This window comes from Eilatimonas milleporae (assembly GCF_003688555.1).
GTDB classification, from domain to species: Bacteria; Pseudomonadota; Alphaproteobacteria; order Sphingomonadales; family Kordiimonadaceae; genus Eilatimonas; species Eilatimonas milleporae.
The window spans coordinates 426,570-449,982 of sequence record NZ_REFR01000010.1 but is presented as its reverse complement, the minus strand read 5'-3'; the positions used below and the strand labels follow the sequence as shown (position 1 = coordinate 449,982).

18 protein-coding genes are annotated in these 23,413 nt (G+C 64.0%); 14 read left to right on the top strand and 4 right to left on the bottom strand.

Features of this window, described 5'->3' with window-relative positions; all coding sequences use genetic code 11:
- Window positions 1–180: 180 nt before the first annotated feature.
- A complete protein-coding gene (locus BXY39_RS06845) occupies window positions 181–1,239 on the top strand; it encodes a LacI family DNA-binding transcriptional regulator (protein WP_121938094.1) in 1,059 nt (352 codons plus the stop codon).
- Window positions 1,240–1,511: 272 nt separating this feature from the next.
- Window positions 1,512–2,627 carry an ROK family protein gene (locus tag BXY39_RS06840; protein ID WP_121938093.1) on the top strand — a complete coding sequence of 372 codons (1,116 nt, stop codon included), beginning with the start codon at window positions 1,512–1,514 and terminating at the stop codon, window positions 2,625–2,627.
- 65 nt (window positions 2,628–2,692) lie between these two features.
- On the opposite strand, the gene yghU is transcribed toward BXY39_RS06840, so the two are convergent.
- Complete coding sequence (yghU, locus tag BXY39_RS06835; RefSeq protein WP_121938092.1) at window positions 2,693–3,550, bottom strand: glutathione-dependent disulfide-bond oxidoreductase; 858 nt, start codon at window positions 3,548–3,550, stop codon at window positions 2,693–2,695.
- Between the two features lie 243 nt (window positions 3,551–3,793).
- On the opposite strand from yghU, the gene BXY39_RS06830 reads away from it, so the two are divergent.
- The 11 genes from BXY39_RS06830 to BXY39_RS06780 all read left to right on the top strand — a co-directional run bounded on the left by BXY39_RS06830 (window position 3,794) and on the right by BXY39_RS06780 (window position 18,883).
- Complete coding sequence (locus BXY39_RS06830; protein WP_121938091.1) at window positions 3,794–4,993, top strand: efflux RND transporter periplasmic adaptor subunit; 1,200 nt, start codon at window positions 3,794–3,796, stop codon at window positions 4,991–4,993.
- A gap of 52 nt (window positions 4,994–5,045) precedes the next feature.
- Window positions 5,046–8,198, top strand: a complete 3,153-nt coding sequence (locus BXY39_RS06825) for an efflux RND transporter permease subunit (RefSeq protein WP_121938090.1) — start codon at window positions 5,046–5,048, stop codon at window positions 8,196–8,198.
- 13 nt (window positions 8,199–8,211) lie between these two features.
- Window positions 8,212–9,366: an exonuclease/endonuclease/phosphatase family protein gene (locus BXY39_RS06820; protein WP_147453493.1), complete on the top strand. Its 1,155-nt coding sequence runs from the start codon at window positions 8,212–8,214 to the stop codon at window positions 9,364–9,366.
- A gap of 164 nt (window positions 9,367–9,530) precedes the next feature.
- Window positions 9,531–10,220, top strand: a complete 690-nt coding sequence (locus tag BXY39_RS06815) for a GntR family transcriptional regulator (protein ID WP_121938392.1) — start codon at window positions 9,531–9,533, stop codon at window positions 10,218–10,220.
- A gap of 493 nt (window positions 10,221–10,713) precedes the next feature.
- Window positions 10,714–11,763, top strand: coding sequence for an N-acetyltransferase DgcN family protein (locus tag BXY39_RS06810; RefSeq protein WP_121938088.1), 1,050 nt, complete (start codon window positions 10,714–10,716; stop codon window positions 11,761–11,763).
- Window positions 11,760–12,821 (top strand): dipeptide epimerase, encoded by a 1,062-nt coding sequence (locus BXY39_RS06805; protein WP_245998988.1) that lies wholly within the window; start codon window positions 11,760–11,762, stop codon window positions 12,819–12,821. Before BXY39_RS06810 ends, BXY39_RS06805 begins: the two co-directional genes overlap by 4 nt.
- Window positions 12,822–12,981: 160 nt before the next feature.
- Window positions 12,982–14,052 carry a tetratricopeptide repeat protein gene (locus tag BXY39_RS06800; protein WP_121938087.1) on the top strand — a complete coding sequence of 357 codons (1,071 nt, stop codon included), beginning with the start codon at window positions 12,982–12,984 and terminating at the stop codon, window positions 14,050–14,052.
- 163 nt (window positions 14,053–14,215) lie between these two features.
- Entirely contained in the window at window positions 14,216–16,420 is a 2,205-nt protein-coding gene (locus BXY39_RS06795; RefSeq protein ID WP_121938086.1) for a TonB-dependent receptor, read from the top strand.
- An 11-nt stretch (window positions 16,421–16,431) separates the two neighbouring features.
- Window positions 16,432–17,562: a PepSY-associated TM helix domain-containing protein gene (locus tag BXY39_RS06790; RefSeq protein ID WP_121938085.1), complete on the top strand. Its 1,131-nt coding sequence runs from the start codon at window positions 16,432–16,434 to the stop codon at window positions 17,560–17,562.
- Window positions 17,559–17,777, top strand: coding sequence for a hypothetical protein (locus BXY39_RS06785; protein WP_121938084.1), 219 nt, complete (start codon window positions 17,559–17,561; stop codon window positions 17,775–17,777). The genes BXY39_RS06790 and BXY39_RS06785 overlap by 4 nt, the downstream gene beginning before the upstream one ends.
- A 143-nt stretch (window positions 17,778–17,920) precedes the next feature.
- On the top strand, window positions 17,921–18,883 hold the full coding sequence (locus BXY39_RS06780) for a DMT family transporter (protein WP_121938083.1): 963 nt from the start codon (window positions 17,921–17,923) through the stop codon (window positions 18,881–18,883).
- A 54-nt stretch (window positions 18,884–18,937) separates the two neighbouring features.
- On the opposite strand, the gene BXY39_RS06775 is transcribed toward BXY39_RS06780, so the two are convergent.
- A complete protein-coding gene (locus tag BXY39_RS06775; RefSeq protein WP_121938082.1) occupies window positions 18,938–19,837 on the bottom strand; it encodes a LytR/AlgR family response regulator transcription factor in 900 nt (299 codons plus the stop codon).
- A 195-nt stretch (window positions 19,838–20,032) separates the two neighbouring features.
- On the opposite strand from BXY39_RS06775, the gene BXY39_RS06770 reads away from it, so the two are divergent.
- A complete protein-coding gene (locus tag BXY39_RS06770) occupies window positions 20,033–21,208 on the top strand; it encodes an acyltransferase family protein (protein WP_121938081.1) in 1,176 nt (391 codons plus the stop codon).
- A gap of 102 nt (window positions 21,209–21,310) precedes the next feature.
- Here BXY39_RS06770 and BXY39_RS06765 read toward each other — a convergent pair whose 3' ends face one another.
- Entirely contained in the window at window positions 21,311–21,784 is a 474-nt protein-coding gene (locus tag BXY39_RS06765; RefSeq protein ID WP_121938080.1) for a MerC domain-containing protein, read from the bottom strand.
- Complete coding sequence (locus BXY39_RS06760) at window positions 21,781–23,145, bottom strand: alkaline phosphatase PhoX (protein ID WP_121938079.1); 1,365 nt, start codon at window positions 23,143–23,145, stop codon at window positions 21,781–21,783. Before BXY39_RS06760 ends, BXY39_RS06765 begins: the two co-directional genes overlap by 4 nt.
- Between the last annotated feature and the right edge of the window lie 268 nt (window positions 23,146–23,413).

Genomic DNA, 23,413 nt, shown 5'->3' with positions numbered 1-23,413 from the left:
CGCATCGCCCCTTTTTTTGCCGGTCCGGCCAACGCCGCCAGCAGCGGCCATACGGTGGCTTGTGGTGACACGGCACCACGCTGTCCTGTATGGAAGAAGGACCCGCCGTATTCCGCGCGGGCAGAGAGCCGGAAGGGAGGACACAGGGATATCGCCGTAAAGCCCGACACCAGCCTGACAATGGCCGATATCGCCCGCATGGCGGGGGTGTCCGTATCCACCGTGTCACGTGCGCTGTCGGGCGGGGCGAGCGTGGCGGCGATCACCCGCATACGCATCCTGCAAGTCGCGGAAGCAACGGGGTATAATGTCAATGAAAGCGCGCGCAACCTGCGCCACCGGCGGACAAGCGCGGTCGAGGTGATCATCCCGGCGGAACCGGAGACACGGCGGGTGCTGCACGACCCCGTCATCGCCGACATGCTTGACAGTATCGCCGATGCCTTGAGCAAGCGGCACCATGACCTGCTGCTGTCGAAAACCCCGCCCTGGTCGACGGAGATTCCGTACAATTCCATCATCAGCGGGCGCGCGGACGGCATTATCCTGATCGGGCAGGGCCCCTGGCGGCGAGACATCCGTGATTTCGCCCGCCAACACAACGCCGTCGCGGTGTGGGGCGGCCATTTTCCGGAAGACGACTATACCGTCGTGGGCAGCGACAATGTGGAGGGCGGGCGCCTAGCCACCGCCCATCTGATCGCACGGGGGCGCCGGCGGATCGTTTTTTTCGGCGATCCGGACCATCCGGAAGAGGGCCTGCGCCTGGCCGGCTGCCGCCAGGCGCTTGGCGAGGCGGGCCTGTCCCTGCCGGAGACGCATGTGATCCGTACGGCCAGCGACGGGCCGCCATCCGAGGATACCGGCGGGCAACTGCACGCGGCGGCGGACCAGCTGGCACGGGGCTGTCTGACACGGGGCCATCTGACACGGGGTCGGGCGGCACGGTCCGGACCGGACTTCGACGGGGTCGTGGCGGCCAGCGATATGGCCGCACTGGCGGTGCTGGCGGCCCTCGGCACCGCCGGGCTGTCGGTGCCGGACGATGTGGCCGTCACCGGTTACGGGGATGTGGCGGCAGCGCGGACGGCCCAGCCGCCACTGACGACAATCGACCAGCATATCCGCGAGGGGGGCCGGCGGCTGGTACAAACGGTGCTGGACATGGCGGCGGGGATAACCCCGTCCGCCACGCACCATATCCTGCCGCCAGATCTGATCGTCAGACAATCGACATAGACGTTATTTCACAATGCATTATAGATCATTTTTAAGAATTGTATTTATGAGAACACCACAGCATCTTCCGCCAGTCGGGTGGACGGGACAGGTGGGGGCGAATGGCTCTGTCAGTGGGTGAGAGGCAAAAATGCAATCGATTGCAAAAACGAGAATAAATATGCCTTATATATTGATAATAAAGGATTTTATTAGATTGCAATCGATTGCGGTTTTTGCCGGTGCCATCGGATGGCCCTTGATGGAAACGGGATGGGGCTGAACGGAAACCGATGACAGAAACAGACGGGATGGAAAAGCAGGGGGCGGGCCCATTGATCGCCGGGGTCGAGGCCGGCGGCACCAAGATCGTCGTCGGCCTGGCCCGCATGGACAGAGCCGGGGAGGTGCCTGTCCCGCTGGAGCGGGCCGTGGTGCCGACAGGCACGCCGGGGACAAGCCTGCCGGCGGCCCGCGAGGCGCTGACCGCCCTGACGGCGCGTTACGGCGGGCCGGCGGCCATCGCCGCCGTGGGCATCGCCAGTTTCGGCCCCGTCATCCTGGACAGGACGCGGGCCGATTTCGGCCGTATCGGCCGCACGCCAAAACCGCACTGGCAGGGCACCGACATATATGGCGCCTTCAGCATGCTGGCGCCGGAGGCCACCGCCCTCGACACCGATGTGGCGGGCGCGGCGCTGGCCGAACATTTTTGGGGTGCCAGTTCAGCCATGACGGGTTCGGGGATGACGGGTTCGGGTATCACGGGTTCGGGAAATGAGGGGAGGGGCGGCCTGACCGCCTATGTGACGGTGGGCACGGGGATCGGCGCCGGTGTCGCCGGGGACGCCGGCCCTCTCAAGGGCGCGGGGCATTATGAGATGGGCCATATCCCGGTCACGCGCGACCGGCGGGACGGCCGCCGGGACCCGTATCCGGGCCTGTGCCCCTTTCACCGCGACTGCCTGGAGGGCATGGCCTGCGGCCCGGCCATCCTGGACCGCTGGGGCATGCCGCTGTCCGACCTGCCGGCAGGCCATGACGGCGCGGACCTGATCGCCCATTATCTGGGGCAACTGGCGGTCACGCTGGTTTATGTCCATGCGCCGGACAGACTTGTGTTCGGCGGCGGGGTGATGAAAACGCCGGGCCTGATCGCGCGCGTGCGCGGCGAGACCGCAGCCAGACTGGGCGGATACCCGGCCGGCGGCCCCCTGATCGGGCCAGACGCCAATTGGGCCGGGCCAGACGCCAATTGGGCCGGACCAGGGGCCGATTGGACCGGGCCAGGGGCCAATAATCTGGCCGGCTATATCGTCGCGCCGGCACTGGGCGATGACGCCGGGCTGATCGGGGCCTTCGCGCTCGGGGCTTTTGCTTTGGGGGCCTTTGCTTTGGGGGCCGCCTGAAGACCGGGCAAAACCGGTTCAGGCGGCGGGCCGCCCGGATCGGTGGTCCAGGCCAGTGGTCCGGATCAGGGGTCCAGATCGGCGGCGTCGTGACGTTCGGGCAGCTGTTCGTCCTCGGGGCCCCAGGTGCGGTTGACCCGGCGGCCGCGCCGCACGGCAGGGCGCCCGGCAATGCCGTCGGCCCAGCGCCGGACATGGGTGTAGCTGTCCACATCGAGAAATTCCCCGGCGTCATAGAGAAGGCCGCGGGCCAGGCCGCCATACCAGGGCCAGATGGCCATGTCGGCGATGGAATAGGCATCGCCCGCCATATAGGCATGGCCGGACAGATGGCGGTCGAGAACGTCGAGCTGGCGCTTGACCTCCATGGCGAAGCGGTCGATGCAATATTCGATCTTGACCGGGGCATAGCTGTAGAAATGGCCGAAACCGCCGCCGAGATAGGGGGCCGAGCCCATCTGCCAGAACAGCCAGTTCAGGCATTCGGTCCGCGCGGTGTGGGATGCGGGCAGAAAGTGGCCGAATTTTTCCGCGAGATAGAGAAGGATGGCGCCTGATTCGAACACGCGCACCGGCTCGGCCCCGGCCTCAGCGCCAGAGCGATCGATGAGCGCCGGGATTTTCGAATTGGGATTGGCGGCGACAAAACCGCTGGAAAACTGATCGCCCTCGGCGATGCGGATCAGATGGGCGTCGTATTCGGCGCCGGTTTCGCCGAGCGCCAGCAGTTCCTCCAGCAGGATGGTGACTTTCTGGCCGTTCGGCGTGGCCAGCGAATAGAGCTGCATGGGATGGCGGCCCACGGGCAGGTCTTTCTCATGGGTGGCGCCGGCGACGGGCCGGTTGATGGCGGCCCAGGTGCCGCCGCTTTCCCGTTTCCATTCCCAAACGCGCGGCGGCTGATAGCCTTCGGTATCCGACATGAAGATGATCCTTTTGTGTCATGGTGGGCAGTGCTTGCCTTTGGCTGTGCGTATTGGCAGGGTCTTAGCCTTGTAATGGCAGTTTCAAGTCTGTATTGGCAGCTTCGCCCACGACCGGCAATGGTGCAGGGGCCTTTCGGTCCCGCCGGACACGCGCTTGTGAAGACATGCCCGGCACGCAGACCATAGAACCCGTGCGGGCCATAAAGCCCGCGCAGACCATGAACCGGAGACCTGTCGCATATGACCGCCCCCATCCCACCCCGCGGACACCGGACACACAACGGCAACCGGAACACGCGCTTTTCCATACTGACGACGAAGGCGACAAAGGCGACAAAGGCGCCGAAGGCGACCAGCCTGGCTGTCCTGGCCGCGCTGGCCGGACTGCTCGCCGGCTGCGGCGAGGTCGCCCCGCCGGAGGCGGAGCGCATTCGCGCGATCAAACCCTATTATGTGGTCGAACCGTCGGGCGGGGATGTGCGGCGCTATTCAGGCACGGTGGCGGCGGCGACCACATCGGCGCTGAGTTTCGCGGTGTCCGGCACGGTGCAGACCGTCGGCGTCAATCAGGGCGACCATGTGACACAGGGCCAGACGCTGGCCACCCTGGACACGGAACCTTTTGAGCTGGACGTCCAGGCGGCCAGTTCGGAACTGTCCGCCGCGCGGGCCGATTTCGAGAACAAGCGCGTCGAACTGGACCGCCAGCGCCAGCTGTTCGAGCGCGGCTGGGTCGCCAAGGCGGCCTATGATCAGGCCGTCGCCGCCTTCGAGGCGGCCGAGGGACAATTGAACCTGGCCCGGTCCCGTCTGGGCCTGGCGGAACGGGACCTGTCGCAGACCAGCCTGACCGCGCCCTTTGACGGGCTGATCGCGGTGCGCGATGTGGACCCCTTTGTCGAGGTGACGAAGGGGCAGACGATTTTCCAGATCGATTCCGCCGACGCGCTTGAGGTGGACCTGGCCATTCCCGACGGCCTTGTCACGCGCCTGTCGGTGGGCACCCCGGTGACGGTGGACGCGGCCACCATTCCGGGCTGCGGCTGCACCGGACGGATCACGGAAATCGGCGTGCAGGCGGGGGCCGCCAACGCGGTTCTGGTCAAGGCCGCGATCCTCGACGTGCCCGACGGTCTGCTGCCGGGCATGGCGGTGGAGGCCGGGATCGTGCTGTCGGATACAAACGGCACACGCGGCTACATGGCCCCGATTGTCGCCATTGCCGCCGGGGACGATGTCGTGCACGGCTATGTGTTCAAATACGACCCGGAGACGGGCGTCGTGCGCAAGGTGCCGGTCAGCAGCGATGAAATTGTCAGCGGCAACCTGATCAGCATCACGAACGGCATTGCCGCCGGGGACATCATCGCCGCCGCCGGTGTGAGCTTCCTGCGGGACGGCCAGCGCGTCACGCTGCTGGGCGACCGGCGCGGCGACTAGAGACCGCCGCGCCGCCGCCCTCACCAATTCCACACCCGCCGGAGACAAGGCCATGTCGCTCGCCAAGTTCGCCCTGGAGCATTCCCGCATCACCGTGATCGCCATTCTGGTCATCGCGCTGGCGGGCGTGTCCACCTATCTGTCCTATCCAAGCGCCGAGGACCCGTCGATCACCGTCCGCAACGCCAGCGTCACGGCGTCCTATCCCGGCATGTCGCCGCAGCGGGTCGAGGAGCTGATCACCAAGCCGCTGGAAGCGGCCATGCGGGAAATCGCCGATATCGACGAGATCGAATCCACCTCGAAGACCGGCTCGACCAAGCTGGACCTGACGATCCATGACCGGGTGCGCGACCTGGACGCGGTGTTTCAGGATATCCGCAACAAGGTCGACGATGTGCGGCCCGACCTGCCGGACGGCACCGAAGGCCCCTTCGTCAATGACGAGGAGGGGCTGACGGCGGTCGCCACCGTGGCGCTGTGGTCGGACGGGTTTTCGCTGGCGGAAATGCGCGATGTGGCGCGCGACATGCGCGATATGCTTTACACGCTGGACGGCATCCGCAAGGTGGAAATCCTCGGCATACAGGAAGAGCGGGTCTATCTGGAGACGACGCCGATGGTCCTGTCGCAGCTTGGCGTGTCGCCGCAGGAAATCTTCGGCGCGCTGGCGCAGCAGAATATCATCGAGCCCGGCGGACAGATCGTCGCCGACGGCCGCGCCGTCCTGCTGGAGCCGTCGGGCAATGTGGATTCGGTGGACGAAATCCGCGGCGTGGTCTTCCGCATTCCCGGCACGGACCGGGTGATGCGGCTGGACGACATCGTCACGGTGCGGCGCGATTTCGTCGATCCGCCGTCCTTTCCGTCCTTTTACAACGACCGTCCGGCCATCATCCTGTCGGTGTCGACGGTCGAGGGGACGAGCAATGTGGCCTTCGGCGCGGCCCTGACGGCGCTTCTGGACGAGATCGAGCAGGACCTGCCCATCGGCTATGTCATCGACTATGCCACCTTCCAGCCGGAGCTGATCGCCACATCGGTGTCGGACGCGGTGTCGAACGTGTATCAGACGCTGGCCATCGTGCTGGCGGTGGTGATGATCTTCCTCGGCATGCGCACCGGGCTGATCGTCGGGTCCTTCGTGCCGATGACCATGCTGCTCGGCATCATCGTCATGCGCTTTTACGGGGTCGAATTGCAGCGCATGTCGATCGCGGCGACGATCATCGCGCTGGGTCTTCTGGTCGACAACGGCATCGTGGTGGCCGAAGACATCCGCGTGCGGCTGGAACGCGGCACCGAGCGCCTGCGCGCGGCGGCGGAATCCGGGCGCATGCTGGCCATACCGCTTTTGACATCGTCGCTGACGACCATTTTCGCCTTTCTGCCGATGCTGCTGATCGAGGGCAATGCCGGGGAATACATACGCTCGCTGGCGCAGGTGGTCTCGATCCTGCTGCTGGGCTCGTGGCTGCTGTCGATGACGGTGACGCCGTCCATGTGCGCCTGGTTCATGACCGTTGACGTGAAGGGGGACGCGAAAGGAGACACGAAGAGCCAGGCGGACGGTGAGGCGGACGGCGAAGCGGGGGGCGGCACGAAGGACGGGCCGGCCTATGACAGCGTGATTTACCGCATTTACCGGCGGGCGCTGTCGCTGTTCCTGGGGCACCGGCTGGCCATGATCGGGGTGCTGGCGGCGGTGTTTGTCGGCTCGGTGCAGTTGCTCGGCACGATCCGGACGGAATTCTTCCCCCTTGGCGACCGCAACCAGTTTCTGGTCTATCTGGATTTCGAGGCCGGGACGGACGTGCGCGAAACCGAGAGCGAACTGCGCAAGCTGACGGCGTGGCTGGCAAACACCGAGATCAACCCGGAAATCACCAGCCATGTGGCCTATGTGGGCTATGGCGGCCCGCGCTTTTTCCTGGCGCTGTCGCCGGTGGACCCGGACCCGCACCGCGCCTTCGCCCTGATCAACACCCGCACGACCGACGATGTGGGCCCGATGATCGACCGGGTCAACGCCTTTCTCGACGCGGAACTGCCCGGTGCGCGGGCCGATGCCAAGCGCATGTGGTTCGGCGCGAGCGAGCCGGGCATGTTGCAGATCCGCCTGATCGGTCCGGACGGCGAAATGCTGGCCGACCGCGCGGACCGCATCATGGACCGCTTCCACACCATCCCCGGCACGGTCGGCATCAAGCAGGACTGGGAAAACAAGATCCTGAAACTGGTGGTCCGGGTCGACCAGACACGGGCGCGCCGGGCCGGCGTGACCTCGCAGGATGTGGCGGGCGCCCTGAACACCACCTTCACCGGCTATGCCATCAGCGAGTACCGCGAGGGGGACAAGACCATCCCCATCGTGCTGCGCGGCGACGACAGCATGCGCTTTTCCCTGTCCAGCCTGCAACGGGTGCAGGTCTATGCCCCGGCAACGAACAGTTTCGTCGCCCTCGGCCAGGTGGCCGATGTGGAGGGCGAGTGGCGTTTCGGCCGCATCAAGCGGCGGGACCAGCAGCGCACCCTGACGGTCGAGGCGCGCAACCCCGGCATTCCGGCGCCCGACCTTCTGGACATGATCCAGCCGGTACTGGACGGTCTGGACCTGCCGCCGGGCCACCGCATGGAAATCGGCGGCGAGATCGAGGATCAGGCGGAGGCCAACGAAAAACTGTTCGGGCTGCTGCCGATGTCGCTGACCGGCATTGTCATCCTGCTGGTGGGGCAGTTCAATTCCTTCCGCAAGGGGGGGATTATCCTGGCGACCATACCGCTGATCCTGATCGGCGGGGCGCTCGGCCTGCTGGTGATGAACGCGGCCTACGGCTTCATGGTGCTGCTGGGCTTTTTCAGCCTGGCGGGCATTCTGATCAACAACGGCATCGTGCTGGTCGACCGCATCCAGATCGAGGAGGCGGCCGGGCGCGACCGGCTGGACGCGGTGGCCACCGCCTGTCTGGCGCGGCTGCGGCCGATCCTGATGACGACACTGACGACCGTGCTCGGCCTGGTGCCGCTGATCCTGTTCGGGGGCGCGCTGTTCTACGGCATGGCCAGCGTGATCGCCTTCGGCCTCGTCGTGGCGACCGTCTTCACGCTGGGCTTCGTGCCGGCCCTGTATACGCTGCTGTTCGGCATCTCAACCGGCGCGGCGCGCGAGGCGGTGCATCTGGCGCCCAAACCTCTTGACGGGTAAGGCAGGGCAGGGTGTGGCATCCCCACCATCATGGAAACCATATGGCCGGCTTGCCCGTCTGGCCATGCTGGTCGGCGCGCTCGGCGCCTGCACGACACGCATGGCCGAGCCGCCATTGCCGCAACAGACCATCGTCCAGCCGCCCGAGATCACGGTCGACCCGGACACCGGAGAACACAGCCTCTACCTCAGTGTCCTGATCTATAATATTGCGGCGTTGCCATGGCCGATCAAAGCCAACCGCACCAGGGCCATCCGCCTGATCGGCGCCGAGCTGGCCGCCATGCGTACGCGCGGCGAGGAACCGGACATCGTCATGATACAGGAAGGCTTTCGCCGCTCGATCAAGGAACTGATCCGGGCCAGCGGCTATCCCAACTGGGTGCGGGGCCCGAAGACCGGCGACACCATGCCGAAATATTCCGAGCGCGCGCCGGAAGCCTTCCGCAGCGAAAGCTATTTCTGGAAGGGGGAACGCCTTGGCAAGATTATGGATTCAGGGCTTTATATCCTCAGCAACTGGCCGATTGTCGCCAAGGGCACGCAGGCCTTTTACCGGCATGAGTGCGCCGGCTTCGACTGCGGCGCCAATAAAGGCATTCTGAGCGCCGATATCGCCGTACCGGGCATGCCGGGCACCCTGCAGCTGTATACCACCCATCTGAATTCGCGCGGCTCCACCGGTGTGCCGGAAGCGCGGTCGCTGATCGCGCACACTCTTCAGATCGATCATCTGGACGAATATTTCGACGCCCGCTGGGACCGTGAACAGCCGGTGATTTTCGGCGGCGATTTCAATATGAAATCCGCGCGGGATCGCCTGGATTACGCGGTCGGCCGGCACTCGGTCCTGACGGACACGCCGGTTTTTATCGTCCAGCATTATTGTACGGTTCTCGTGCGGGACTGCGATGTCCGCATGTCGTATGACAGCGACGAACCCTGGCTGGACACCAACGATCTGCAGGGGTGGGTTCCCGGGCGGTATGTCCATGTGCGCGCGGTCGAGGTGGATGCCTGGTTCGACACGCCGTATCCGGGCGCCCCGAAAATCAGGGGCCGCACCACATTGTCCGATCATGACGGGCTGTTTGTCCGCTATCGGCTGAGCTGGACCCCGCAGGCGCCTGCCGCGAAAAAGGAGAGCCGCGCCCGCACCGTGGAGTGACGCCTCCGGCCGGATTTCCAATCTGTATGACAAGCCGGTACCTGTCACGCATACGGCAGACGGCGGGAGCAGGGGCGGCAGGCTCCTGTTTTTCAGCCGGGCATGGACAGCGCCCGGCGGGTTTGCCACTATTGACGGCCCGAACCAGCCGGACAGCCATGGTCATGCCCCCAAGCCATACGCACAGCCCCACCGACGCCGACACGGCCTATGAGGCCGTGATGGATGCCATCGTCACGCAGAAACTGGCGCCGAGCCAGAAGGTGTCGGAAAATGTCCTGACCGACATGTTCGACATCAGCCGCACGGCCGCGCGCAACCTGATGGAGCGGCTGACCGCGCAGCAGTTTCTGGTGTCCCTGTCGCCGCGGGTGACCCGTGTCGCGCCGCTGACCCTGCTGGAGGTCAAACAGAATTTCGCCATGCGCAAGATGCTGGACCCGGAGCTGTTCGTGATGGCGGCGCCGCATGTGGAGTATGGGGACCTGTTCGCGCTGAACGCGGCCCTGTGCGAGACCGGCGACATGACCGATGACGACACGGCGCTGCGTGTGTTGAAAACGAACAAGGATTTCAATCTGAAAGTCTGCGAAAAGGTCAGTTACCCGCTGCTTGTCCACTGGGTGCGCCAGCTGGAAGACACGACCATGCGCATATACTGGGTGTATATCAAGACACGCGGCAGCCTGCCGTTCACCCCCGGCGATCACGGCGAAATCCTGCGCGTGATGCAGAATGCCCAGGCGGACCGGATCCGCCGGCAGATCGTCGAAATCCTGTCCGTCTGCGAGGAACGGGTGCTGAACGCGGTTTTTTCCAGCGAACGCTTCCATACCCAGGACCTGCGCGTCTAGGCCGTGCGGACGGGCCTGATCGGGCCTGGTCGGGCATGCGCGGACCCGGACAGGCCGGTCAAAATCCTTCCATCTTGCCGGACGGGCCGGACGGGGCTGCCGGACGGGGCTGCCGGACGGGGCTGCCGGACGGGGCTGCCGGACGGGGCTGCCGGACGGGGCGGGTGGGGACCATGCGCGGAGCGCGCGGCCCATCGGTGTCGCGGTCAGGCGTCATCCCGGCGCACATCAGCCCCTATCCATTTTGGCTGCGATAATTTATAATAAGACCGCAATAATGAGGAATTGGACAGCCGGGCCGTGGGAGACCGGCAGGGATTTCAACTCGGATCGTTCAGATCACCGGGTTAAGAGCCAGGGTTAAGAGCCAGTGTTAAGAGCATGGGGGCGAGAGGCAGCAACGCTATACGACCATTGATGTTTTTAAAGGGTAAGGCCGGTTTTCCGTCATCGTCCCGAAGACCGGCCGGGCCTGCCGCAGGAGTTTGATACGATGGACAGCCAGAACCGGGCCGCGCCGGTGAAAAAGATCGACATCACGCCGCCATATCTGATTTTCGTCGGGGACGAGACCGACCCGTCCTATGCGAAAACCGGGCTGGGCCTTGTCCACTGGCGACGCGGGCACTGCCGGGGCCAGTTGCGCCTGAAGCCCGGGGCCGTCGATCTGGGCCTGCCCGACATGACGGTGGCGCAGGCCCGCGCGGCCGGTATCCGGTCGCTGGTCGTCGGCACGGCGGCGGTGGGCGGCCGGGTGCCGGACGCCTGGACCGGCACGCTGATCGCGGCGGCGCGGGCCGGCCTGGACATCGTGGCCGGGCTGCACACCCGGCTTGCCGACATGGCCGGACTGGGCGATGCGGCGCGGACCTCCGGCGCCCGGCTGGTGGATATACGGGTGCCGCCGGACGCTCTGCCCGTGGGCACGGGGCGCAAACGCAGCGGCCGCCGGCTGCTGACCGTGGGCACCGACTGCGCCCTCGGCAAGAAATACACCGCCCTGCAATTGGCACGGGACATGACGGCGGCGGGGATGAACGCCGACTTCCGCGCCACCGGGCAGACCGGGATCATGATCGCCGGCGAGGGCATTCCCATCGACGCCGTGGTGGCGGATTTCGTCTCGGGCGCGGCGGAATGCCTGTCGCCCGACAACAGCCCGGACCACTGGGACGTGATCGAGGGGCAGGGCGCCCTTTTCCATCCCGGATACGGTGCCGTCAGTCACGGCCTGCTTGTGGGCTCGCAGCCGGACGCCATTGTCCTGTGCCACGCGGCGGGGCGGAGCCATATCAGCGGCTGGCCGGATTTTCCGCTGCCCGGCGTGGCCGAGGCCATCGCCCGCACCGTCGATATCGGCCGGCTGACCAATCCGGACATACGCTGTGTCGGCATCAGCGTGAACACATCCGGCCTGCCGGCGGCGGAGCGCGCCGGCTATCTGGCGGCACTGGGCGATGCGCACGGCCTGCCATGCGTCGACCCGCTGGCCACCGGCACCGGGCCGATCCTGGAGCGTCTCCGCCGGGAGTTCGGGCCGTGAGCGGTTCCGAAAACATGCCGGACGGCACGATCCCCACCATTCCGGACGATCTTTTGCGCACCCGTGTCCACGGCCTGTCCATGCAGGTGGCGGAAACCCGGTTCGATCTGAAGGCGCCCTTTGCCATCACCGGGCATGTTTTCGAGGAAACGCGGGCGGTGCGCGTGACGCTGGGCAAGGACGGCGTTGCCGGCCGGGGCGAGGGCGACGGGGTCTATTATCTGGGCGCGGGCGAGACCTGTGAGGGCATGACGGCCGCGCTGGCGGCGGTCGCGGCGGATGTGGAACGGGGCGTGTCCCTGGCCGATATCCAGACCCTGCTGCCGCCGGGCGGGGCACGCAACGCGCTGGACTGCGCCCTGTGGGACTATCTGGCCAAGGCGTCGGCCAAGGGGATCTGGCGCCTGTTGCGGATGACACCGCGACCGGTGACCACCGTGTTCACCCTGGGCCTCGCCCCGCCCGGCGCCATGGCCGCCGGGGCGCGCGCGGCGGCGGCCTTTCCCACCCTGAAAATCAAGTTGGACGCGGACAATCCGGTGGAGCGGCTGACGGCGGTGCGCGAAGCGCGGCCGGACGCCGCGCTGATCGTCGATGTCAATCAGGGCTGGACCGTCGACCAGCTGCGCGCGTATGCGCCGGCGCTGGCGCGGCTGGGCGTGGCGATGATCGAACAGCCCCTGCCGCGCGGCGCGGACGCGGCGCTGGAAACCTACCGGCCGCCGGTGCCGCTAGGCGCCGATGAATCCTGCCTGCACATGGGCGATTTCGCGCTCGCATCAAAGCGGTACAGCGTTATCAACATCAAGCTGGACAAGACCGGCGGCCTGACGGAAGGGCTGAGACTGGCGGCGGCGGCCCGGCGCGCCGGCCTGGACCTGATGGTCGGCAACATGGTCGGCTCGTCCCTGGCCATGGCGCCGGCCCACGTCATCGCCCAGATGTGCCGCCATGTGGACATTGACGGACCGCTCTTGCTGCGCCGCGATGTGGCGCACGGCCTGGCCTACGGCAACGACGGCCGTGTGGACCCGCCGCAGGCAGCCCTGTGGGGATAGACACGGACGCTTCACCGCATATATGGCAACACCCAAAAACGACCGACAGTAATGGAGCGTATAAACAGGTGTTGAACAGCTTCGTCAGATCATTGAAACCGGGAATGCGGTATACCTTGAGGGGTTGCTTTCGGCTCAGAGTTACCGGACAGGGGGATATATGCTTTCCATCAAACATCTTTACATTGCTGCATTGGCCTCTCTTTTGTGGCTGCCGGACGCCATATCCGGCAGCCAGGCCGCCAACGCCTTTTTTCTTTATACGTCCCAGGTGGATGCGCAGGCCGAGGTCGAAGCCGCGCGGGAAGGTCTCGCCCAGGCAAAAAAGCGCGCCCGCCTGGACACCGGCGGTCTGTTAACCGCCTATATAAAACTGGGAAGTGTTCTGAAACGCCAGGGCGATCTGAACGGCGCCCTGGAAACCTACAAGGAGGGCTTGATCGTCGCCGCAAAACTTGTGGCCCGTAATGCAGGCAACGCAGGCCATCAGCATAATCTGGCGATCTTCTACAGTACGATCGGCGATATCCTGTTGCGCCAAGGCGACCTCGATAACGCTCTGTCAGTCTATCGGGACGGACTTGTCATCCGGGAAAAGCTGGCGGCCATCGATGCCAGTAACAGCCTGTGGCAGAACGACCTCGCGGCCTCCTATGGTCATGTTGCCACTGTTCTGCGGCGTCAAGGCGATCTTGAAGGCGCCCTTAAGGTCCACCAAAAGAGCTTGGCCATTCTTGAAAAACTGGTGGCCCTTGACGCGACCAATGCTCTGTGGCAGCGGAGCCTCTCGGTTGCCTACGACGATTTGGGCGATATCCTGTTGCGCCAGGAAGACTTTGATGGCGCTTTTCAGACCTATCAGCGCAGACTGACCATCATGGAGAGGCTGACAGCCCTCGATGCCAGTAACAGCGAGTGGCAGAAAGACCTTGCGATGTCTTATGATAGTATGGGCGATGTGCTGCTGCGCCGGGGCAACGTTGACGGCGCCGTCAACGCCTATCGAAAGGCCTTGTCCATCAGAGAGACACTGCTACCCCTTGATGCGAGCGATGCCGAGTTACAACGGAGCCTGATCACTTCGAATATTAAGTTGGCGACTGCCCTGGAAGACAGCAGCTACTATGCCGAAGCCCTGAGGATAGCACAGTCGATGCAGGCCAAGGGCATTCTGGACCCGGCCTACGCGTGGGTGATCTCTGATTTGAAGGAACTGGTGGGTCTTCCCTGAACTGTTCCACGGGGGATACCGCCTTGAACGGTATTTCTTTGCTTTCGACACCCTAAAGTAGACCATGCCCCTTGAAATATTTTGAAAATGACTTGCAATATCAAATCTTTTAGGATTTGATCGCGGCCTGTTGAAAATCAAGAAACCGACGCAGGGGCTTGTCATGAAAACATTTTTCAAGAACGGTACGGCATTGGGCGGCTACACCGTTCTGTCATTTTGTGTCCTGACCGGGGTGGTGCCTGCGGTGTCGCTGGCGCAGGACAACACGCAAGCCGCCGATACGGATGTCGAAGAGATCGTCGTTTACGGGCAGGCGTCGCAGGTGGACCTGACCGAGGACTATGCGGGCGGTCAGGTTGCGCGGGGCGGGCGCGCCGGTCTTCTGGGCAATCTTGATTTTCTTGACGCGCCGTTCAGCGGCACGGCCTTCACCCAGGACATCGTCCAGGCGCAGCATGCGGAAAGCATCGGCGACGTTCTGCTGAACGATCCGGTGGTGCGTGTGACAAACGGGTTCGGCAATTTTCAGGAAGTTTACATCATTCGCGGATTTCCGGTCTTTTCCGACGATATCACGCTGAACGGTGTATACGGCATTCTGCCGCGCCAGTTCGTCGCGGCGGAACTGATGGAGCGTGTTGAGGTGTTTCGCGGTGCCAATGCGTTCATCAACGGGGCCGCGCCCGGCGGGTCCGGGTCCGGCGGCACGGTCAACCTGGTATCGAAACGGGCGCCGGAAGAGGGTTTGCGCCGCCTGAGCGCGGGCTATGAAAATGCGGGTCAGTTTTATGCCGCCGCCGATCTGGCCCAGCGCTTCGGCGCGTTCAAGGAATGGGGCGTACGGCTCAATGCCGTCTACCGGGACGGGGAGACAGCGGTCGACGACCAGGGCAGGGAACTGACGGCATTTTCAGTGGGGACGGATTATGCCGGCGAGCGCTTTCGCTTCAGCGCCGACCTGGGCTATCAGGACAACCGGATCAACAATCCACGCCCGCAGGTGACGCCGCTTGGCGAAGCGCCCGAGGCGCCGGACGCCGACCTGAATTACGCACAGCCGGGCACCTTTACCGATGAAGAGCAGCTTTTCGGCGTGATCCGCGCGGAGTTTGACGTCAGCGATGCCGTCACCCTGTGGGCCGCCGCCGGCGGACGCAGCGGCGAGGAGGCCAATGTCCTTGCCAACCCGAATGCGTCGCCGGACGGGGCGACGACGGCGTTCCGTTTCGACAACACGCGGGAGGACCGCATCCTTTCCGCCGATATCGGCGCCCGCGCCGAATTCACAACCGGATCGATCGGCCACAATGTCGTGGTGTCGGCCTCGATCATCGATACGGAGTCCAGGAATGCCTTTGCCCTGTCGGATTTTTTAAACCCCTTTGCCAGCGACCTTTTCAATCCGACACCGCTTGCGGACCTGCCGCCGGCGGATTTCTTTACCGGCGGCCTGCTTGACGATCCGCTGACGACGGAGGAGGTCACCAATCGGAGCGTTGCCATTGCCGATACCGTATCGCTGTTCGACAAGCGCGTGCTGCTGACCGGGGGGCTGCGCTATCAGGTGATCGAGACGCGCGCGTTCGATTTCAACACGGGCGACGATCTTTCCGGGTATGACGAGGATGCGGTGACCCCTGTCGCCGGCCTTGTCATCCGGGCCACGGACCGGGTTTCGCTCTACGCCAATTACGCCGAGGGTCTACAGCCCGGCGCCATCGCGCCGGCGACCAGCGGCGGCGTTGCCATCCTGAACGCGGGCGAAGTGCTCGACCCGTTTCGCGGCGAGCAGTTCGAAGTCGGCGTCAAGGCTGATTTCGGCACACTCGGCGCAACGCTGAGCCTGTTTTCGGTGACCCGTCAGAATGCCATCGTGGTCGACCGGGTTTTTCAGGCGTCCGGGGAACAGCGCAATCAGGGTGTGGAGTTCAGCTTTTTCGGGGAACCGGTGGACGGTTTCAGGCTGATCGGGGGCGTGAGCTATATTGACGCCGAATTCCGCGCAACGCAGGATGACGTCAATGAAGGCAATACACCGATCGGCGTTCCCGAAATTCAGACCAACCTGAATGCGGAATGGGATGTGCCGTTCCTGCCCGGACTGACCGTTGACGGGCGTGTTATCTATACGGGGGAGCAATTCATCAATGAAGCCAACACGCTGGAAATCGATGACTGGGCCCGGCTGGACATCGGCCTGAGGTACAGGGCGGTGGTTGCCGATGTGCCGATCGTGTTGCGCGCGCGCCTCGACAATGTCACGGATACTGCATTCTGGGCAACGTCGGGCGGGTTTCCGGGCGCCAATTACCTGATTCAGGGTGCGCCGCGAACGGTTTCCCTGAGGGTTTCGGCAGACTTTTAGGGAGCGGCGGAGTGCGGAGCGGGACCATCCGGGCGTGGGCGTTCGTGCACAAATGGACAAGCCTTGTCTCCACCGTGTTTCTGTTGATGCTTTGCATCACCGGGTTGCCGCTGATCTTCCACGATGAGATCGACGCCGCGTTAAATCCCGACACATGGCGCCCGGCACATCCGGAAGGCAGGCGTTTGCCGCTGGACGATATTCTGGCGGCGGCGCTGTCCGCCCGACCCGGTGACGTGCCGATCTATATGAGTTTCGACATCGACCGGCCGGTGGTCAATGTGACGACGGGGCCGCGCGCCGATGCGCCGGTCCCGGACATGCATTTCGCCTCCTTCGACGCGACGAGCGGTGCGCTGGTTCCGCCGGCGGACAGGGGGGAGACGGTGATGGAATTCATCCTCCGCCTGCATACGGATATGTTTCTGGGCCTGCCGGGCATGCTGTTTCTCGGTCTGATGGGGGCGTTTCTGGTCGCCGCCATCGTTTCCGGTGCGGTACTGTATGCCCCTTTCATGCGGCGGCTCGATTTCGGGACGGTGCGCACAGGGAAATCGGCGCGGATCAAATGGCTGGATATGCACAATCTTCTCGGCATCGCGACAACGGGCTGGTTTGTCCTGGTGGGGCTGACGGGTGTCATCAATACGCTGGAGGCACCGATCATCGATGCGTGGCGGGAGACGGCCCTGGCCGATCTGATCGACGGTCTCGGGGCAGGGACGCCGCCTGTCGCCACGGCATCGCTGGACGCGTCCGTGGACAGCGCCCGCCGCGCGGCCGGCGATATGGAGCTGCAATTCGTCGCCTTTCCGGGGAGTGATTTTTCAACCGGTCAGCATTATGCGATCTTTTTTCACGGCCGCACACCGGCCACGGAACGCATCATCACCCCCGTGCTGGTGAGTGTCACTGACGGCACCTCGTCGGGCCTGCGGGACATGCCCTGGTTCGTGCAGGCCCTGTCCCTGTCGCGGCCGCTGCATTTCGGCGACTATGGCGGTTTGCCGCTGAAACTGATCTGGGCGGTGCTCGATATCATGGCGATCGTCATTCTGGTCACCGGTCTGTATCTGTGGATCGGCAAACAGAGCCCGGATTTCATCAGAGAGAAAAGGGCCGGAGCCCTGGAACGCGCGTGACCTCACCCCCCGGAACCCTTTTGCGGATTTTCAAAATACCGGCCCTTCTGCTGGCCGTCAGCCTTGGCGGGCTGATCCTGGCCCTGGTGATCGAGGGACCGGCGGATATCGCCGCCGCGCTGGCCGCAGGCGCCCCGATCGCCGTGGTCATCCGGGCCGTTTCGCGGCCGGCGCATGAGGACGATACCGCGCCGCGCCGGGCAGGGGAGCGATAGGCCGGACAGCCTGAGGGCGGAACGCCGCCGCCCATCACACACGACAGGGGACATATGCGACCGCCAGGCGATCGCATTGTGACATGCGCCGCCCGAGTGTATGCCTTTAAGCTGCCATGGCTTTGAAGCTCGGGACAGGTGAAATGCCGACACATTCGGACAAGACACGCACAGACCGGAACCGCACGGTGCACGCGGACGCAGCGGGCCATGATCACAGTCCGATATGGCTTTTTGCCGCTGTCGCGCTGACCATGACGGCCTTTGCCGCCAATTCCATTTTAAACCGCATCGGTGTCGCCGACCTGGGGATGGCGCCGATGGATTTCGCGGCGATCCGGGTTGCCAGCGGGGCCCTGGTCCTGTGGGGGCTGGCGGTCGGGCGTCAAACGAGGCGGCCGCCGCTGTGGGCACCCAGACGGTTGGCCGGCGCGGCGATGCTGGCCGTTTACATGATCGGATTTTCATGGGCCTATACCGGCCTGGGCGCGGGCCTGGGCGCGCTGATCCTGTTCGGCGTGTTGCAGGTCGTCATTTTCGGATGGACGGTGCGGGAAGGGCAGGCCATTCCGCGCATGCGCTGGATCGGCGCCCTGATCGCGTTTCTGGGACTGATCATCCTGCTGTGGCCCACCGGGCGGGCAAGCGTACCGTTCGCCGAAGTCCTGGCCATGGTGGCGGCCGGTGCGGGCTGGGCGGTCTATACCCTCCTGGGACGGACCGAGACGGACGCCCTGGGGGCAACGGCGGGGAACTTTCTGCTGTGTGTGCCCCTGACTGGTCTTGCAAGTGTGGCGGGCCTGGCGGGACTGCCCATGGCCCCTGACGGTGACAGCGCACTGTCCGGGCCCGGCGTTTTGACGGCCGCGACCGCCGGGGCGGTGACATCCGGCCTGGGCTATGCGCTGTGGTACCGGATACTGCCGGCCCTGCCGGCAACGGTCGCGGGCATTGCCCAGTTGAGCGTGCCGGTCATCGCCGTCGCGGCCGGGACGGTCCTGCTGGATGAAGCGCTGACGGCGCGTTTGCTGATCGCCGGGGCGCTGGTGCTGGGCGGTATCGCCGTATCCCTGATCGTGCGGCGTCCGGCCAGCCCTAGAAACTGAAACAAATTCGTTATTTTAATCAGCAGTTTATAAGATTATACGTATGTATCACATTCACGGATCGGGCGTCAAAGCCGCCGCCAGGTGGGGCCGGAAGGCCCTGCCGACGGGCAGCGTCACGCCTGAGCGGAGTTTGACCGTGGCCCGGCCGTCGCGCGTGGGCACGGTCTCGACGATTTCACGGCGCGAGACCAGGTAGGAGCGGTGAATCCGGATATGGCACGGGTCCGGCGCACCGAGCATGTCGTGCAGTTCCGTCAGGGTCAGGCGGACGAGGTGCATGGCGCTGCCGGTATGAATTTCCACATAATTCGACGCCGATTTGGCCCACAATATCTCATCCGGGTCCAGATGGACGGTGCGTCCGCCGGATTTCAGGGACAGGGGCAAGGCCGGCGCGGCCGGCTGCACGGCCTGCCGTACGGTCTGCCGTACGATCTGGGCCCGCAAGGCTTCACCATCCGCGCGCAGCGTTTCGAAGTGCCGGAAGGACCAGAACACGCCCACCTGGAGGACAAATGTGTAGGCGTCCTTTCTGAATTCATAAAGCCAGACAAACGGATCGAACAGGCCGAAGACATATGCGCCGCCCATGAACCAGGGCCACAGCAGCTTGCGGATCCCCACCATCAGCAGGACATGGCCGACACTGAAGAGGACACAGCCCAGGGCCAGACCGCAAAGCGCATGGACGCGCCGGCCCCTGTCAAAGCGGATGCGTGAGAGCAGGGCGGGTATGATGGGAACGACGGCGAGGATGGCGATGTGCGAGGCCGCCTGCGCCAGCCAGGGCTCTATCGGGTTGGTCCCGGCGGATGCCGCCCGCGCGTCCTGGGCCTCGGAACTGGCGAGGACAAAAAACGACAACAGGGTGACCGTGACGATGACAAGGGCGGCCCACCGGTCCGAGAGAGTCCGGTCCGAAAGAGTCCGTGCCAATGAAAAATCCGGCATGCACGATCCTTAACGCAAGGCGGCGCCATGCGATGGCGGAAAGCCCATGGCGACAGACAGGCAGATGACGTTCGTCCCGGATAGCTGACGTTGGCCCCCAGCGGCCCCGTGGGCGGCGGATTCACGCTCGACGCCGGGCCGGGGGGGCTTAAGTCTTGGGCCATCCGTTCACCGACCACACCGAGTATACTATCCATGTCCACACGTCAGTCCAAATCCGCCAACACGCACAGCCGATTAAGCGAACTTGACTGGTTGCGGGTCGCCGCCGTCGTCGCCGTTTTCGTGCACCATGCGGGCATGCCCTTCAACGGCGACGACTGGGGCATCATGAACGCCCAGTCCAGCAAACTGCTTGACGATATCATGGTGTATTTCGAGCAGTTTCGTCTGCCGATCCTGTTTTTCGTATCCGGCGCGGGGGCGGGATTGCTGCTGGCCAAACGCACCGCGCCGGCGTTCGCGTGGGACAAGATCCGCCGGCTTTTTCTGCCCCTTCTGGTGGGCATGACACTGATCGTGCCGCCGCAGCTGTATCTGGAAGACCCCGCGCGGTACGCATCGCTGTGGTCGGCATACCCCGCGCTGGCGCTTGCGTTCGAGGCCAAGCATCTGTGGTTTATCGAATATCTGCTGGTGTTCTCGCTGATCGCCATTCCGGTGCAGCGCCTGCTGGCCGGCGACCGGGCCCAGGCCCTGCACACCATGGCGCAGGCCTGCGCACGCAGCGGGTGGGGGCTTTTGCTGGCGGGCCTTCTGATCGCGGCCCTGCGCGTGGGGCTGAAGGACAGTTTCCCGTCCGACAGCAAAAGCATCGAAAACCTGTCTTCATCCCTGTTTTATTTCAGTTTTTTCTGCGCGGGCCTGATCCTGATCGCACACAGGGGCACATGGACACGGATACAGTCCCGGTGGCGTCTTCATGCCTGTGGGTTTCTGGCGGTGTCGGTCGTCTTTTACGCCTATTATTTTATCGATTTCAGCCCGTATTTCGATCTGGGGACGCTTTGGGCGATCTGGTGGGCGCTCGGGGCGGCGCTGGCGTGGAGCGGCGTCGTTGCGTCCCTGAGCATGGCGCAGAGGTTCCTTTGGACAACGCCGCCGTGGCTGACACAGGCAAACAGCCTGATTTACCCGTTTTACATCCTGCATCAGACCGTGATCGTCATCTTTGCCTACCACATCGTGCAGTGGCCGATGGGGATCGCGGCGAAGTGGGCGTGTCTGCTGATCCTGTCATTTTCGGTCACCGCGCTCGCCTGCCGGGTTTTGATCTATCCGTCCGATACGCTGCGCTTCCTGTTCGGCATGAGATCCAAAGTGAAAGATGATGTAACGGCAGGCGGAAAGGCCGTGGAACAGGCCCCATAAAGGGTCCAATCGTTGATATGCAGGATATCCCGGTCACCATATCCGTGGCGTAGCGCTGAAACTCTGAGAACAGGAGAGGACATGGGCACACTATGGGACACATCAGGTGGGGGTGTTGGCCAGCCGGGTCAGGCGATGGTTCAGCAAGTGTCCGAGCACGGTCAGGCCCGCACCGAAGGCGGCAACACCGTCAGCGAGCCAGTGCGGATCACCGATCAAAAGCGATCCGTTCAAACATATGAGCCCGGGTATGACAGTGACAGAGGGCAGACCGCGCCCATGGACCCGAAATCCTTTCTTCATGGCGACAAGCGCGACCGGAACCGCGACAAGAGCCAGAGCCATATGCACCCATTCCCGGGCTTCGAAGGGTCTCATCAAGGCAGGCAACAGGGACGATGCAAGGGGCAGGGCAAGACAGTGGACCAGGCAGCCGAGGCTGACGATAGCCCCGGTCGCATCCAGGCCTGTCTGGACAAAAGCTGTCTTGACAAAAGCTGTCTTGACAAAAGCCGTCTTGACAAAAGCCGTCTGGGCAAAAGCCGTCTGGGCAAAAGCCGTACGGGCACCGTTCATGACATGAAGCCCCACGGCCCGGTAATGGCAAGGGTCCTGGTCGGCTGATACAGGTTGACGAACAAGACCGATCCGTCCGGCGAGAAACAGGCCCCGGCGACTTCCGTTTGCAGGCGCACATGCGCGAAATCATAAAGCGCGCCCGCCGGTGTGACACCGCGAATATGATTGCTGACAGTGTCCGTATACTGGTCTTCACACACGAACAGGTGCCCGTTCGGGGCGACGGTCAGGTTGTCGCCAAAATTGAACCGGTCGGGATCGTCTGACTCCAGGAAAAGCTGGAGACGCCCCGGCGCGCTTGCCTCGCCCGGCGTGCCTTCATCCGGGCCCGGACGGTAACGCATAATCTGTCCCAGTCGGGCCGCCCCGCCGGAGGTACAACAGAAGTAGAGTTCACCGTCACCCCAGTGCACACCCTCACCCCGGGCAAAGACGGTGGCGCCGTCCTCATGACCGCGAAGGCGCAGGTCATCCTCCGGGCTGTCCGTGCCGGTGAGATCCACCCATTCGGCGTCGCGCCATTCCCCGACGTCGAGGTCACGGCGTTCCCAATTGCGGCTGTCCTGATGCGGCGCCCCGTTCCTGAAGGACAGGGCCTGCAGTCGGCCTCCATCCTGCAGTTTGCCCGGTGTCTTTGGTATGAAGCGATAAAAGAGGCTGTCGTTCCGGTCTTCGGTCAGATAGACGATGCCGGTGCGCGGGTCGACCGCGGCGGCTTCATGGTTGAAGCGCCCCATGGCCTTGATCGGCTCGGGGCTGACAATGCCATCCGCCTGTGCCGGGACTTCAAAGATCCAGCCATGGTCCTTCTGGACCTTATCGCCCGCGCGTGTGACATTTTCCTCGCATGTGAGCCAACTGCCCCAGGGGGTGGCGCCCCCGGCACAGTTGCGCAGTGTTCCGATCAGGCTGAGATATTCCCGCTCAACACGGCCGGTCTTCATATTGTAAACAAGCGTGGTTGTTCCGCCGGGCAGGGGGGTGCCATCGTCAAGCCGGTCGAAGGCGTCAATGTCGCGGGGGCCGTTTTCCCGGAAAGCGCCGCCGGTCTTGTGCCAGTGCGCCAGTTCGTGATTGCGCACAAGCGCCACTTTGTCGTCGGAAATGCCGAAACACCCCATGCCGTCGGCCCGATCAGGGACCATCAGCCCATCGCTCATGGTCGCCCCAAGCCTGGAAATGACCCGATATGAAAAGCCTTCCGGCAAGTCGAGAAGCGCGTTCGGGTCGGATTGCAGAGGGCCATACCCGGAGGCTGTCGCCATGGCGGTTGCCGGCGTGGACAGGAGGTTTCGTGCTAAACCGGCAAAAGCGGCGGACACCGCGATGGATGTGAATTGCCGTCTGGAAAGCGTCATCAAGAAATTCCCGTTTGGACTGTGTTTTGAACGTGGATGCACTGGCAGCAAGGCCATAGCACAGCCCCGATCACATGTCCTGTCCGTCCGCACCGGCAAATCCGGTCAACGGTTTTCACATGCGTTATGTTATAATATCGCATTTCTCGCAAGGGTGAAAGATGAGGGGGGCGATCACATCCTTGCGTCGCCATATCCTTCCACCGTATGACACAGCGTTTGATGCGCGGTTTCTGAAAGTCTTTGAACAGGTCCAACCGCGAGAATT